Origin of the sequence: Chitinophaga lutea (assembly GCF_003813775.1) — a bacterium.
GTDB classification, from domain to species: Bacteria; Bacteroidota; Bacteroidia; order Chitinophagales; family Chitinophagaceae; genus Chitinophaga; species Chitinophaga lutea.
Genome location: NZ_RPDH01000001.1, coordinates 910906 through 926073 on the forward strand (window position 1 = coordinate 910906; position 15168 = coordinate 926073).

Annotated in this window: 11 protein-coding genes; 2 read left to right on the top strand and 9 right to left on the bottom strand. The window is 54.0% G+C overall.

All coding sequences use genetic code 11. The features are described from left to right. Positions 1-222: 222 nt before the first annotated feature. The 3 genes from EGT74_RS03565 to EGT74_RS03575 all read right to left on the bottom strand — a co-directional run bounded on the left by EGT74_RS03565 (position 223) and on the right by EGT74_RS03575 (position 3181). Entirely contained in the window at positions 223-717 is a 495-nt protein-coding gene (locus tag EGT74_RS03565; RefSeq protein ID WP_123845157.1) for a hypothetical protein, read from the bottom strand. A gap of 184 nt (positions 718-901) precedes the next feature. Beyond that, entirely contained in the window at positions 902-1801 is a 900-nt protein-coding gene (locus tag EGT74_RS03570; protein WP_123845158.1) for a beta-1,6-N-acetylglucosaminyltransferase, read from the bottom strand. Between the two features lie 219 nt (positions 1802-2020). Next, positions 2021-3181, bottom strand: coding sequence for an RsmB/NOP family class I SAM-dependent RNA methyltransferase (locus tag EGT74_RS03575; protein ID WP_158617984.1), 1161 nt, complete (start codon positions 3179-3181; stop codon positions 2021-2023). Positions 3182-3499: 318 nt separating this feature from the next. Here EGT74_RS03575 and EGT74_RS03580 point away from each other — a divergent pair, with 318 nt between their 5' ends. After that, on the top strand, positions 3500-4918 hold the full coding sequence (locus EGT74_RS03580; RefSeq protein WP_123845160.1) for a serine hydrolase domain-containing protein: 1419 nt from the start codon (positions 3500-3502) through the stop codon (positions 4916-4918). A gap of 243 nt (positions 4919-5161) precedes the next feature. On the opposite strand, the gene EGT74_RS03585 is transcribed toward EGT74_RS03580, so the two are convergent. The 6 genes from EGT74_RS03585 to EGT74_RS03610 form a co-directional block, all read right to left on the bottom strand. Beyond that, positions 5162-6172: a radical SAM/SPASM domain-containing protein gene (locus EGT74_RS03585; RefSeq protein ID WP_123845161.1), complete on the bottom strand. Its 1011-nt coding sequence runs from the start codon at positions 6170-6172 to the stop codon at positions 5162-5164. Between the two features lie 58 nt (positions 6173-6230). After that, positions 6231-7835, bottom strand: coding sequence for a hypothetical protein (locus EGT74_RS03590; protein WP_123845162.1), 1605 nt, complete (start codon positions 7833-7835; stop codon positions 6231-6233). Continuing rightward, the gene (locus tag EGT74_RS03595; RefSeq protein WP_123845163.1) at positions 7822-8784 is read right to left on the bottom strand and encodes a FecR domain-containing protein; all 963 of its coding nucleotides are present in this window, start codon (positions 8782-8784) and stop codon (positions 7822-7824) included. The genes EGT74_RS03590 and EGT74_RS03595 overlap by 14 nt, the downstream gene beginning before the upstream one ends. A 10-nt stretch (positions 8785-8794) precedes the next feature. Next, the gene (locus EGT74_RS03600) at positions 8795-9340 is read right to left on the bottom strand and encodes an RNA polymerase sigma-70 factor (RefSeq protein WP_158617985.1); all 546 of its coding nucleotides are present in this window, start codon (positions 9338-9340) and stop codon (positions 8795-8797) included. 152 nt (positions 9341-9492) lie between these two features. Continuing rightward, positions 9493-11067: a 2-oxoglutarate dehydrogenase complex dihydrolipoyllysine-residue succinyltransferase gene (gene odhB, locus EGT74_RS03605; RefSeq protein WP_123845165.1), complete on the bottom strand. Its 1575-nt coding sequence runs from the start codon at positions 11065-11067 to the stop codon at positions 9493-9495. Between the two features lie 31 nt (positions 11068-11098). Next, on the bottom strand, positions 11099-13843 hold the full coding sequence (locus EGT74_RS03610) for a 2-oxoglutarate dehydrogenase E1 component (protein ID WP_123845166.1): 2745 nt from the start codon (positions 13841-13843) through the stop codon (positions 11099-11101). Positions 13844-14118: 275 nt separating this feature from the next. Here EGT74_RS03610 and rpsT point away from each other — a divergent pair, with 275 nt between their 5' ends. Next, the gene (gene rpsT, locus EGT74_RS03615; protein ID WP_123845167.1) at positions 14119-14373 is read left to right on the top strand and encodes a 30S ribosomal protein S20; all 255 of its coding nucleotides are present in this window, start codon (positions 14119-14121) and stop codon (positions 14371-14373) included. The last annotated feature ends 795 nt before the right edge of the window (positions 14374-15168 follow it).

Here is a 15168-nt window from a genome sequence, read left to right on the forward strand (position 1 = left end):
ACTCTATATATTTGACGTCCAAAATTATCATATATTACCTTCGAATTTTCCGCTTGTCCAGTACGCCCACTCACTCTCAACCAGTCCATTCTATTAATACCTGGTGCGATATTTTTTGGAGCGTAGCTTTGCCAATATTGTGCGTATCTTGTTGCCTCGCTCGCTTGCATCATAGCTGCAAACCCTCCTTTGGCTGAATGGGATTTCCCTATTATCGTCAATTCATTGTGCAAAGATACCGAACCTCCACTTGCACCTCTCGAAGCCACTTTTCCAGCATTGGAACCCCCCCAAAGTCCGAAGCCCCCCCACAACACCAATCCTCTCTACAACAGCAAAGGTAGCATTTAATGCGGCACCCTTCTTATCCCCTGAACGAATTGCATTGATCGCCCTCACACCGGACCCAAGTACAGGAGTCGCATGGATCAGCGCATTGGTCATCTTGTTCAGCAACCTCATTCCGGGGCCATCGTCTTTACTTTCACCTCCGCGCGATCCCGAAGAACGTGCATTGGAGGATGGCTTGTCAGCGCCCATTTGGTATGCTAGTGCGCGTCCCCATTGCTTACTTATTTGGTAACTCCAACCTTCAGGGGTTTCGTACAACCATTTATTGTACCAGTACTTTGCAGACACTGCGCTCCTGATCTGATCCTGCACGCCAAAAAAAAATGCGGGGCTCAGCAATATCAGGCATAACAATATTCGTTTCATGGTATCGGGAATTCGGGTTAAAGCGATATCTCCGTCCGGAAGTCACTTACCGCCGTTACGATAGAGACATGCAGACATAATTGGAATTCAAACATAATATTTTGATTGTATTCCAAATATTTATTCGCCTTTTTTTTGAAAAGAGGAAATCCTACTTTACGTTCCGAACTTCCTGCCATTTAATTTACCCCACCACCTCCACCGCCCGCTCCCTGACAAACGCCATCAGCGCCTCACTTCCCCGCGTAATTTTCCGCGCAAAGAGGATATCCCGGCCGGAGACCTCCAGCGCATGCGCCATCGTCAGTTCCTCCGCATGGCGGGTCTTAAACGAGATGAACCGGAGGTTGCGGCCCGCCACCCTTTCCCGGAAACGGCTCTGCATGATCAGCGTCTGGAAAAACATCTCGTCTGCGAGCTGGGTGTATTTGAAGCGCTGCACAAACGCGGGATTTTCTTTGATGAAGGCCAGCATGTAACGGCAGCATTCTGCCGTCAGGCTCCACCATGCGGAGCCAACGTATCGGTTGGGAAACCACTCCGGGGTGCGCCGGCGCAGGCCAACAAGCGCCATCGTTTTTTGTACGACGCGCGATATCTTGCTCAGCCGCCGCAGGGTAACGTCTTTCAGCCTCGTGGAACGCAAATTGTAATAGTCGTGCCAATGGAAAATGGCAAACCGCGATAAGAAATCAGGTATCGTGTCCATATCGACAGATTGAATGAATTCTTCTCCTGCGTGGGTGCTGAAGTAGGCATGGATATAGCCGATGGATTTTACATGCCGGCACTGTCCGCTGATAAGGTGAAAATATGAGATGTTGCTGAAATGGAACGCTTCGCGGATAAGGCGGAGGGTGGCTTCTACCGTGGCGTATGAGCCCCACTGTACGTTCAACCGGTCTCTTACCAGCCTTACACACGGCAGGCTTTGCAGTTGCAGCAGGAAGGGATCGTTGGGCGGTATGTTCGTTTTACGGTCGAAGTGAATGACGAAGAAATGTTTTTCGTTCATTAATTCCAATACCTGGTCGTACGCGCTCTTCGCGGAAAAGTGCGTCATTAGCAGAAAACAGTGGTTCATGCTTCGGATTTTTGAGATCGAATCATTGGCAGGCGGGATCTTCCTGCGGCTGCTGGTATAGACCGGGTGGGTGGTTGGAAAGGTTGGGTAGGATGTTAGAAAAAGTAAGGCGGCTAAAGGGCGAAAGCCTTCCCGATTAAATGATGTTCTTATGGCTTCAGAGCATATGGGTACAAACCGGTACAGGGCATACCTTGATAGTAATCAGCATGGAGACTTTCATTTCTTCCTCCCCACCGCCACGAACATCGTGTCCGCGCCACGCTCATACCCGCCGATCACACCGCTCTCTTCCACTTCCACACCGCACTCGCGCTGCAGGAACGCCACGGCGTCTTCGTTCTCCTCGCGGAATACGGAACAGGTGATATACACCAGCCTGCCGCCGGGCTCCAGGAACGGGGTGACGTTCCGGGCGATCTTCTTTTGCAGGGCGGCGTATTCGGCGATCTGGCCAGCTTTGAAGAAACTGATGCTTTCGGGGGTACGGCCCCAGGTGCCGGAGCCGCTGCAGGGAGCATCGAGGATAATGCCCGAAAAACGGGTGCGCGGCATTTCGGAGCGCAGCGACGGGGAAGTGAGGTCGAGCACTTTGGAGGAATAGTTTTTCAGTCCCGCTTCGGCAAAACGCTTTTTGAGGTTCTCGAGAATACTGGCGCGCACATCACTGGCAAGCAGATGTATTTTGGGTTGGAGGTCGTGCAGGAGGATGGACTTACCGCCGGAAGCGGCGCAGCAGTCCCACCAGTGCTCCCCGGCTTCAGGCTGAAAACGCAGCCCGGTTTCCTGCGAAGACAAATCCTGGATTTCATACCAGCTTTTTTCGGGAAGAATAATTTCGGTTTTGGTGCCGTTCGGCAGCGCGAGCGCGGATTCGCCCACCGCTTCAAAGGGAATGCCCGCCGCCTCCAGCAACCGCACAACGCCCTGCTTCTTTCCGGGCCTCGTTCTGATAAACAGGTGCGGCTGCTGTAAATGGGAACGGGTGAACGTTCCGGCGTCGATACCTTCGGAGAGATGCGCGGCAAAAGGGAAGGCTTCCCGCGCATCCCAGGTGAAACCTGCCAACGACAGCTTTTCTTCCAGCGATGCGGTGGCCCGCTCATTCCAATCAGGCCGAAAAAACTGTAACAGATCATCCGGCGCGTGCTCACAGAGGAAAACGCCCAGCAGGATGCGCTCTTTCAGGGGCAGTGCGGCCTGCCAGCGGCCCAGCCGGAAATACTGGTACACCAGCTGCTGTATCCTTTTCCGGTCGCGGCTGCCCATGTGGGGGTTCGCTTTGAAAAAAGCCTTCAGGGAATGGTGCAGCGGCAAAGCGCCGTTGTACCCTTTAATGATCTTTTCAGCCGTGTTGATGTAGTTTTCCCAGCGCGTCATGGGCGCAAAGATAGGCATCTTCCGGGAGGCAGTGCATCACCGGGCCGGTCATTCTTTCAGGCAATCCAGCCCCTGCATTCGTATGGTGCCATTCTATTTTCCCTTCCCGGCAGGTGTCGGAACGATGCAGGGATGGGGCGGATACGGCCGTTCAATTTGCGGCATGCCTTTTCCCTTCTCCCCGACACCGGACAGACTGATAAGGCCCACATCATCTTGTCATGACCGAAAATTCCGCCCCATCCCTGCATCGTTCCCACACTTCCGTTACGCCCTTCCGGGATTTCTCCGTAACTTAATATCATAACCCTTTTTAGCATGTCCCCATTCAAAACTATATGCCTGCTGCTGCTACCCTTCCTGGCCCAGGCACAGGATACGGAAGAAAAAATACGCCAGGTGGAAAACGGCCTTTCCGCCTGGGTCACTTTCGATAGCGTGGCGCCTACCCGCGGTAACATCCTGCAACGGATGAAAGACCATACGGTACAGGGCGTCAGCATCGCCGTGATCCGCAATTACAAAATCGACTGGGCCCGCGGCTATGGTTTTGCGGACGTGGAAGAAAAGCGGCCCGTCACACCGCAAACGCTTTTCCAGGCGGCTTCCATCAGTAAATCGATCAATGGCGTGGCCATCCTGAAACTGGTGGAACAGGGCAAACTGCAACTCGACGCGGATATCAATCAATACCTCAAAACCTGGCACCCGTCGGCCGACTCGGGAAAAATCACGCTGGCGCACCTGCTGAGTCACACGGCGGGGCTCACCGTCCACGGGTTCCCGGGATATGAAGTAACGGATACGCTGCCCACCGTGGAGCAAATCCTCAGCGGCAAACGCCCCGCCAATACCAAAGAAGTAAAACCGGCCTTTGCGCCCGGCAGAAGAATGCAATATTCCGGCGGCGGCACCACCGTCACCCAACTCATCCTCACGGGCGTTACAGGCGTGCCGTACGACAGTTACCTGCAAAAAGAAGTGCTCGACCCGATGGGCATGAACGGCAGCTCCTACACGCAGCCCGCGCCTGCCAATAAAAAGCCGCTCCTCGCCACCGCCTACTACGAAAACGGCAAACCGGTGAAAGGTAAATATCACGTGTATCCGGAAATGGCGGCGGCCGGCCTGTGGACCAACCCCACCGACCTGGCGAAATACATCATCGAAACACAGCTCTCCTACGAAGGCAAATCGTCAAAAGTGCTTTCGCCGGCCATGACGAAAACAAGGCTCACACCGTTCCTGAACACGGAATCCGCACTGGGCGCATTTATTGTCAAAAAGAAATATTTCAGCCACAACGGGAGCAATGAAGGTTTCAGCTGCGTCTACATCGGCAGCCTCGAAGGGGGCAACGGTTTTGTGATCATGGTGAACGGTAATGCCAACGGCCTCATCCAGGAAATCTCCCGCAGCATCGCTTCGACTTATGGATGGACGGATCTCATCCTGCAACCCACTGTCAAAAAACTGGCGCAGCAGCCGGCCGACAGCCTTCCCCGTTTTACAGGAAAGTATGGTGCGGGCAAAGATGTGCTGACCGTTACACAGCAAAACGAACGCCTGTATCTTTCAGTGAACGGCAGCAATCCCATGCAACTGTATTTCAACGATCCCACCCATTTTGTATTAACGGAAGTCCCCGGTGATCTGCGGTTCGATAAAACAGCGACGGGATACGACATTATGGTGAAGCAAGGCGGCTGGGAACAACGGTTTGCAGCAATTAAATAGGGGAACCCGCTCGCTTGAAAACATAGCCGCAGCATGGCGCTGCGTTTATCACGCCAAATTGTTTCTGCCACCACATCCGGATCGAATCCAGGTTTCCATTTACAAAACCGTGGTTCCTTGCCGCAACTGCATCATTATCCCATCGGGCCGGATGTCTGGTGCTATCCGGCCATGAACAACGTTTTCCGTCCAGCGGGAAAAGCCCCGCTTCCGGAGTGCGGCACCGGTCAAATCAAACATCCCTCAAAACGTTTCACATCCCGCGCACAGCGCCAGTTCCTGTTTGCGGCCCTTCAGCAGCAATTCGAGGTACTGCGTTCTTTCGCGGCCCTGGTAGATGTCGACCACATCTTTCTGCCAGATGTTGCCGATCACGCCTTTTGAATTCAGGTCGCTGCAGCAAACGGTGATATCGCCGTTGGGAAGCAGCACCAGCTGTTTCATCAGCATGCTGCAGCCTATCTTGTGTTTCTTTTCCCGCGCACTCACATCCACCTCGCCGGCCCAGTTGTGCAGGCGGCGCAGTTCGTACCAGTCGAGCAGCCGGTACAGCTCGCGGAACTCCGGGTGCATCCAGCGGATGTGGAGAGGCTTGTCGTGCGGAATGCACGAAATGGCGTAGATCTTCGTTTTGCTCCCGGTTGTTTTGACGATCTGATGAAAGGCCCGCACGTTTTCATGGAACTTGCTCCACACGGCATTGGTGCGCATTTCCTCGAACAGCTCCGGCGTGCCGCCGTCGAAACTCACGCCCACTACATCGATCACGTCGAGATGAATGATCTGTTGCGAAAGGCTTTCCCGCAGCAGCATGGCATTGGTGAGCATGCGCACCTGGGGGAAACGTTTTCCCAACCTGGCGGCTTCCGTTTTATATTTTTTGATCACTTCCAGCATCTCCACCCGTTTGGGATGCAGCAGGATTTCCCCGCCGTTGTGCAGGTTGATCACTTCGGTCTTGCGGAAACGGTCGTCGCGGATCAGCTGATCCAGGAAACGTTCGAGCGTTTCTTTGCTGATGGTTTCTTTCGGTTTGAAATGATCGAGGGAACAGAATTTGCAGCGCAGGTTACACTGGCTGGCAAACTCGATATTGATCTCGCGCAGGCTCAACCGGCCGCGGTGGCCGGGCAGTTTGTAGTAGTAATAATAGTCGGCCGCATAAGCAAGTCCCTGCATGGTCTCGATCATTTTCCACACAAGGGGGGTATGATAGAACCATTGTTTCAGATTTCTCCGGATGTTGACATACATAGTTAGGTTACATGGTTGTGATATACAACACACAACCTGCCGCCGACCCTTATGCGCGTCAAAAATTTATCCGGTAAAAAATACTGACCTGCAACCCGACCCATGTTTTAACGTTCGATGCGGCGGTGCGTTCGTATGAATTGGAGATGGTATAGAGCGGTTTGACGGTGTACAGGGTTTTATCGTTGAGGCCCTGTGCGGCCGTACCGTGCTCGCTGAAACTGGCGGCTTTACCGTTCACATAATAAGTAGTGGCGAGATAGTTGAACACGGGCCCGGCGGACACCTTCCAACGGCGGCCCAGCCGTTGCTCCAGCTGCAGGCTCAGGCGGTGCAGGCTGCTTCTGGCTTCGAAGGTGCGGATGGAGTCGATCGCCACACCCGGACTGGTCAGCTTTCCCGTAGTCGCCTGCGCGTTGATCCGCCAGCCGCTCCGCAACGGCAGCATACCACCGAGCCCGTAGCGGAATCCGCTGCTGTGGAAATTGGTGCCCCATCCCGCCACCAGGTAAACATATTGCAGGCCCGCCATCACGGTCGGCTGAAAATACACCGCGTCGTCAGCCTGCACACCGGTCTGCAGAAGCCAGCGGGAATCGTCGTTGTACGCTTCCGGCGTATTTCCCGGGGCGATGAAACGGGCGATGCCGTCAACGATCAACCCGGGTTGCAGGAAGGGCTCGCTTCGCCCGATAACGGGAATGCTTTGCAGCGACAGGCCGGCCTTTCCGGAACCGGAAGGATTGCCGGCCTTATCTTCAGTTGTTGGTGTGGCAGGTGTATTTTTATCCGGAGCAGGTTGTACTCCTTTGTTGGCTACTGTTCTGTCTTTCAGCGAAGATGATGGTATTGTGGTGTTGCCTGCACCTTTATCTTTTGCGGCTGACGCCGGCTGTGCGTTTTTATTTGCGACTGTATTGTTTTTCAGTGACGCACCGGGTTGAGCCCCTTTGCCTGAAGCAAGACGTGCATCTTTATTGACAGCTGTTTTATCTTTTGGCTGCCGTGCATCTTTGCCTGCAATAGGCGCTCCATCCTTGTTGGCGGCTGTTTTGTCTTTCAGTTGCTCTTCTCCTTTGTTTACAACAGGTTGTTCGTCCTTATTCGCAGCTGTTTTATCTTTTAATGGAGACCTTGTTTGTACGCCTCTGATGGGCGCAGGCCGTGCATTTTTATCAGCAACTGTTTTGTCTTTCAATTGCGCCTTCTTATCCGAAATGGCTGATTCTTCCCTTTTTGCAGCTATCTTCTCTTTTTCCGGCGCAGGCTGTCCCCCTTTCGCGGCCGTTTTGTCCTTTAACGATACGCCCGGCCGAACACCTTCAACCGTTTTATCCCCCTTCACCACAGCCGCTTTCCTGAAAATGATATGTTCTTTGTACACCGTATACCCCGCGCCGGTATGCTGTCTGATCAGTTCCAGCAACTCTCCCAGCGCATATTCCTTTTTTGTGAACGGCACCGGTAACGCAGCGCCCAGCGTGGCCGCATTGAACGAAAACTGATACCCGGCCTGCCTGTACACCAGGTGGCTGATCTCTTCCATTGAAAGCGAAGTAGCGGGGACTTTTATTTTTTTGACGAGGGTATTGTGCTGCGCCCGCAAACCGGCAGTCAGCAACAAAAGGGGCAGGATGATCATCAGTCGTTTACCGGCACTCATTCCCGCTGATATTTATATCGTTCCCGTTGATGGTGTATTGGAGCCCCAGGGAAGCAGTGATCACGTCCAGCACATACGCCAGCGGCTGCCCGTTGAAATCCGTGCTCAGCCGGCAGTCGCCGGTCTTTTCATTTGAAAGCACGATATTGACATTATATGTTTTAGCCACTTCACGCACCACATCGCGCAGCGGCGCGCCCTGAAAATGCAGTTGCTGCGTGGCATACGCGAACACATTTTTATCCGGCGCCGTTACCTCCGTCACGGTAATGGTATGACGTATCCGGTCGTAGCGGAGCTGCCGGCCGGCCTTCACGACCGTTTCCTCTGTGCCATGTTGCACCGCCACCGCGCCGTTGTTCACCTGCACCAGGATGTCGTCCGGCGCCGTACGGATGTTGAATGCGGTGCCCAGCACGCGGATGTGCAGTTCTTCCACCTGCAGCACAAAGGGGTTGTTTTCATCGGGCCGCACGTCGAAATAACCTTCTCCTTTGAGTTGCGCGGTGCGTACGCGGAAACGTTTATCGAACAACAGTTCGCTGCCGGGGGGCATCACCACTACCGAACGGTCGGGCAGGGTATCGCGCAATATTGCCTGGTGAGACAGCAGTTGCGCCTGGTTGCTGCCGTGCGGCGCCCAGAGCAGGTACGCCAGCGCGATGCAGAGTACTGCAGCGGCGGCGGCCATCCACCATTTGACGGGCATGCGCCGCACCGGGCGCTGATGTTTCGCGGCAAAACGTTCCCATTCCGCCCGGGCGTCCGGCGCACGGTAGGCGGGAGCGCCCTGTTCCCAGGCCTGCTGCAGTTGCCGGAAGGTTTCCCGGTTGGCCGCGTCGGCATCCAGCCAATCGTCTATGGCCATGGCTTCACCCGGACCGGCTTCGCCCGCCAGGTACCTGATCAGCAATGTTTCATCAACCGGTATGTATTCTTTATCGCTCAAAATGACAGTTTCAAATCAGCCAGGTGATCACCAGGAAAACAAGGTAGTCCTGCAGTTTCTCCCGCAGCACCCGCAGCGCTTTGCTCATCTGGGCTTCCACCGTTTTCACCGAAATATTCATCTCCTCCGCTATCTCCGCGTATTTTTTCCCTTCCCGCCGGCTCTTCAGGAACACCGCCCGGCATTGTTCCGGCAGCCCTGCGATGGCCGCTTCTATCCGCGCGCCCAGTTCCCGTTCCTGCAGCGCATCGGCCGGCAGGTGCCGGTTGTCCGCGTTGCCGGCGCGGTACAGCGCATACCTGCTTTTGCTCTTTTCCCGGCGCAGTTCGTTCAGGCTGAGATTGTGGATGCTCCTGTAAAGATAGCTTTTGATACCGCTGTCGTGCACAACCGGGTCTTTTTTCTCCCAGAGGCGGGTAAACACGGCCTGCACCATGTCGTTCGCAACGTCTTCATCCCGCAGCAGGGTATGGGCATAACGATGCAGCCTTTCGTAATGCTGCACGAAAAGTTCCCTGAAGGCCTGTTCAAACTTCTGCTGTTCCCTGTTACCCAAAACTGACGATCGTTGCTGGTATGACTCAATTTACCCTATAACACCCATCCCCCGCTTCACCCTTACGTGCCGGGGAAAAATATTCCCGGTACAAAAAAACCGTCCCCGGATGATCCTGAGACGGTTGATATACGATATACGTTACAGATACTTTAAACTTTCAGCAGCGCCTTCACGGGATCTTTACCGAACAGCAGCTGTTCGGGGTTTTCCAGCATGTCTTTCACACGCACCAGGAAGCTCACGGATTCGCGGCCGTCGATGATGCGGTGGTCGTAGCTGAGGGCCACGTACATCATGGGGCGTATCACCACCTGGCCGTTCACGGCCATGGGGCGCTCCTGGATTTTGTGCATGCCGAGGATGGCGGACTGCGGGATGTTGATGATCGGGGTGCTCATGAGCGAGCCGAACACGCCACCGTTGGTGATGGTGAAGGTACCGCCGGTCATTTCCTCCATCGACAGTTTATTGTCCCTTGCTTTGGTGGCCAGTTCCACTACTTTTTTCTCGATGTCCGCCATGCCGAGGCTTTCCGCGTTGCGGATAACCGGCACTACGAGGCCTTTGGGGGCCGATACGGCGATGGAGATGTCGCAATAGTCGTGGTACACCAGTTCTTCCCCGTCGATGTAGGCGTTCACGGCCGGGAATTCCTGCAGGGCGAAGCAGCAGGCTTTGGCGAAGAAGCTCATGAAACCGAGGTTCACGCCGTGCGCTGTTTTGAAGGTTTCTTTGTATTTGCTGCGGATGGCCATGATGTTGGTCATGTCTACCTCGTTGAAGGTGGTGAGCATGGCCGTGGTGTTTTTCGCTTCCACGAGCCTGCGGGATACCACTTTGCGGAGGTTGCTCATTTTCTCGCGGCGGTCTACGCGGGAGAACAGTTCATGACCGATGGCCACGCCCGGGTTCTGCAGGGCGGCGAACACATCGTCTTTCATGATTTTGCCCTGTGCGCCGGTACCTTTGATGGAGGCCGGGTCTACTTTTTTATCGGCGATCACGGCGGCCGCTACCGGCGTTGCCTTGATGTCGTTCGGGATGGATGTAACCGGGGCCTGCTGCGCCTGCTGTTGCGGCTGCGGGGCGGCCTGCGGCTGCTGGGGAGCGGGTTGCGCTTTCCCGGCGGGGCGTGCGGCGGCGGTATCGATCTGGCAGGCTACGTCGCCGATGTGGAGGGTATCCCCTTCTTTGGCGATGGTTTTGAGCACGCCGGCTTCTTCCGCGTTCAGTTCGAAAGTGGCTTTTTCCGATTCCATTTCGCAGAGGATCTCATCGCGCTCTACGTATTCGCCGGTCTGTTTAAGCCATTTCACGAGGGTAACCTCGCTGATGGATTCTCCGATGGTGGGTACCTTGATATCTATCGTGCCTTTGTTCACGGCAGGAGCGGCGGGTGCTGCGGCCGGGGCTGCTGCGGGCGCCGCTTCCGCTTTTGCTTCGGGCGCGCTGGCCGGAGCCGCTGCGGATGCCGGGGCTGCGCCCTGCGCGTCTGTATCGATGGTGCAGGCCACATCCCCGATTTTCAGGGTGGCGCCTTCTTCCGCCATTATTTTTAATACGCCGGGCTTTTCAGCATTCAGCTCAAAAGTGGCTTTCTCTGATTCCATTTCGCACAATACTTCATCCTGCTGCACAAAATCGCCGTCTTTTTTCAGCCATTTCGCAATGGTTACTTCGCTGATTGATTCTCCTACCGTAGGAACTTTAATTTCGATTATCATGTGTTATACCCTCCAGAGATAAAGTAAAAAATTAGATATTAAAAGCGGTATCGATTATTTCCTGCTGCTCCTGCGCATGCACTTTGGCATAGCCTGTAGCAGTGGCCGCACTGGGGTTACGGCTGATCACGCCGTAGTTGAACTGCTTCAGGTTCATTTGCAGGAAGCTGGCGGCGCCCATGTTCAGCGGTTCTTCCTGAACCCAGAACCAGGTGGCGCCTTTGTATTGCTGCTGAATGCCTTCCAGTTGGGCGATGGGCAGCGGGTAGAGTTGCTCCAGCCGCACGATGGCCACGTCTTTCCGGTCTTCTTTCATTTGTTTTTCGCTCAGGTCGAAATACATCTTGCCGCTGCAGAGCAGCACTTTCTTCACGCGGGAAGGATCGGTGATGAACGGATCATCGAGCACTTCCTTGAACCCGCCCTGCGTGAACTCCGTTACCGGGCTGTAACTGCGTACGTGGCGCAGGTTGGCTTTGGGCGAGAAGTTGATCATCGGCTTGCGGAACGGCTGTGCCAGCTGGCGGCGCAGCGCGTGGAAGAAGCTGGATGCGGTGGTGCAGTTGGTCACCATGATGTTGTATTCCGCGCATTGCTGCAGGAAACGCTCGAGGCGGGCGCTGGAATGCTCCGGCCCCTGCCCTTCGTAACCGTGCGGCAGCAGCATCACGAGGCCGCTTTGTTTCTGCCACTTGGTTTCGGCGGACGTGATGAACTGGTCGATCAGCGTTTGCGCGCCGTTCATGAAGTCGCCGAACTGCGCTTCCCAGATGGTGAGCGCGTAAGGGTTGGCGATGGAATAACCGTATTCGAAACCGAGCACGGCGAATTCGCTGAGCAGGGAGTTGTAAATGCGGAACTTGCCCTGTTTGTCGCTGATATTGCTGAGGCGGCTGTATTCTTCGTCTGTTTCTTCGCTGCGCAGCACGGCGTGGCGGTGGGAGAAAGTACCCCTCTTCACGTCCTGCCCGCTCAGGCGCACATCGCGGCCTTCGGCCAGGATGCTGCCATAGGCCAGCAGTTCGCCGGACGCCCAGTCGAGCAGCCCCTGTTCGTCGAACAGTTTCTGTTTTTCCTGGAGCAGCTTTTCCACCTTGCGCAGCGGTTTGAAACCCTGCGGGATGGTCATGATGACTTTGAACAGCTCATCCAGCTGTGCTTTGGTGATCGCGGTGTCGGGCGATTTCACAAAATCTTCCGGGGTCGACTTCCGCAGTTCCTGCCACCATTTTTCCGGTTTCTGGTAGGTGTACGGGAGCGGATGCTGTTTTACTTCGTCGAGGCGCTCCTGCAGGTCCGCCCAGAAGGCTTTTTCCATTTCCTGGGCGATGGCCGCGTCCACATCGCCTTTGGCGATCAGTTGCTGGGAATATACTTCGCGGGGATTGGGGTGCTTGTCGATGGCGGCGTACAGCTTCGGCTGGGTGAATTTCGGATCATCGCCTTCGTTGTGGCCGTGCTTGCGGTAGCACACCATATCTATATAAATATCGGAATTGAATTCCTGGCGGTAACGGGTGGCGATTTCCGCGATCTTGATCACGGCCTCCACTTCGTCGCCGTTCACATGGAACACCGGCGCCTGCACGATGGAGGCAACGCTGGTGCAATAGTCGGAGGAACGGGCGTCTTCGAAATCGGTGGTGAAACCGATCTGGTTGTTGATCACGAAGTGCATGGTGCCGCCGGTGTAATACCCTCTGAGTTTGCTCATCTGCGCCACTTCATACACCACGCCCTGGCCTGCGATGGCCGCGTCGCCGTGGATGAGGATGGGCAGTATCTTGTCGTAGTCGCTGTCGTAGATCACATCGGCCTTGCTGCGCGCGAAACCTACCACCACGGGGTCTACCACTTCGAGGTGCGAAGGGTTGGGCGTAAGCTGTACGTTCACTTCCTTGCCGGCCGGCGTCTGGATGCTGGCGCGGAAACCGAGGTGGTATTTCACGTCGCCGCTGCCCATGGTGGTATCCGGCGTGGCGGTGCCTTCGAATTCGGAGAAGATCTGTTCGTACGTTTTACCGAGGATATTGGCCAGTATGTTCAGGCGGCCGCGGTGGGCCATGCCGATCACGGCTTCCTGCACGCCGTATTCGGCGGCGGTGCTGATCATGGCGTCGAGCGCGGGAATGGTGGTTTCACCGCCTTCCAGCGAAAATCGTTTCTGACCGATATATTTGGTGTGGAGGAACTTTTCGAACATCACACCCTGGTTGAGTTTCATCAGGATGCGCTTTTTCTGTTCGGGGCCGAGGGGCTTGCGGAAAGATGTTTCGAGCTCTTTCTGCAGCCATTCTATTCTGGCGGCATCGTTGATGTAGGTAAACTCGATACCTACCGCGGAAGCATATACTTCTTTAAGATGCTGGATGATTTTTTCGAGAGAGGTTTTACCGAGGCCCACTACCTGGCCGGCGAAAAATTCCGTTTTGAGGTCGGCGTCGGTGAGGCCGAAATATTTCAGGTCGAGGTTCGCCTGGCGGTCTTTCCTTTCGCGGATGGGGTTGGTTTTGGCAATCAGGTGCCCTTTTTTGCGGTATGCCTGGATGAGGCGGTATGCCCCGAGTTCTTTTGCAAGCTGTTCGCTGCTCACCGGTAAAGAAGCGGCGCCTGTGGATGTGGCCGCTTTCCCGTTAGTATTGCTCACCGCAAAGTCGAATCCTTCAAAAAATTTGATCCATTCCGGGTCCACTGCGGCCGGGTCTCTGCGGTACTCCTGGTACAACGACTCAATATACGCCGGGTGCGAGTTGGTGACAAACGAAAAGTCCTTCATTTACAACGAATTTAAGCTTGGTCTTTTATTCACATTTTCCCTTACCTGTTTCATAAACACAAAAAACGGCAAATGGGATTGCAAATATCGCTAAAGATTTGGGATTTTAAGGTATTTCCGAAGGCTGTTTTATGATTTAAAACAGGCAGATATGTATATAATTTATTATTTTTGAACCCGGTAATTCCGGCAGGCATCCGGAAATACCTGCTTTTTATTTTTGTTTATAAAAAGATAAAACTTACCTTTGCCGTCCGAAACTTGAAATTTATACAATGGCAAACCATAAAGCAACGAAAAAAGACGTACGTCAGAGCAGAAAGCGTAATGAGCGTAACCGTTACTACGGTAAAACTACCCGTAATGCCATACGGGATCTGAAAAAGCTGACCGACAAAGCAGCCGCTTCCGAGAATTTACCTGAAGTAATTTCTATGATCGACAAACTGGCAAAACGCAATATTATCCACAAGAACAAAGCTGCTAACCTGAAAAGCAAGCTCGCCAAAAAGGTGAACGTTCTGGCATAATTGCAACTGCTTTCACATAATTCAGGCTCTTCCCTGCAAACGGGAAGGGCTTTTTTTATTTGTTCCCATCCAAGTGATTGATTATCACTCCATCTTTCCTTTTTTGCAACAATTGTTCATACAGGGGTAACTGTGCTTCAGCTATGCTCTGGATATGCTCCTGCTACGGAGGGGCTCCGAAGATGCTTCGGTAAGGCACTGTAAATCAATTGAGTATGATTTTGCCGCTGCAGGTCATGAGGAGATTTCAGTAAATCATTGAAAATCAATTATTCCGAATTTTCAGCAGGACGGGCAGGCCTATCCTGGGCAGGGTCAACCCAGGGTCTCCCCCCATGCTACTTAAGGGATACTTAAGGGTTACTTAGGGGATAGTGCGTAGGGAGTGCGTGTTTTAGCAAAAAACGCGTTTTAGGGAAACAATCAACACACACATTATCAATAACTTATAGCCGTTTTTTCTGAAAACCACCCTTATTTTAACGCACTAAGCGCATATTTTGATACCGGAGGGAATAAACCCGTTTCAAGAAACAGGAAGAAATAACACTTCCAAACCCGCCACCAGCCAGACAATCAGAAAAACGCCCCTTACCGGGTGGGCGTTTGCACGGTGTTCAACGAACCTTCAACGAACAACGAACGAACCTCCAACGAACCTACACTTTTCCGCTATTCCTTCGTTCATCACCCAGGGAAGCTTCGTTCATCCTTCGTTCGATCCCCTTCCTTTTCTGCTCCCCGCATCGTACATTTAACCCCATAAACGGTAAAACCTGCACCGTCACCAAATCT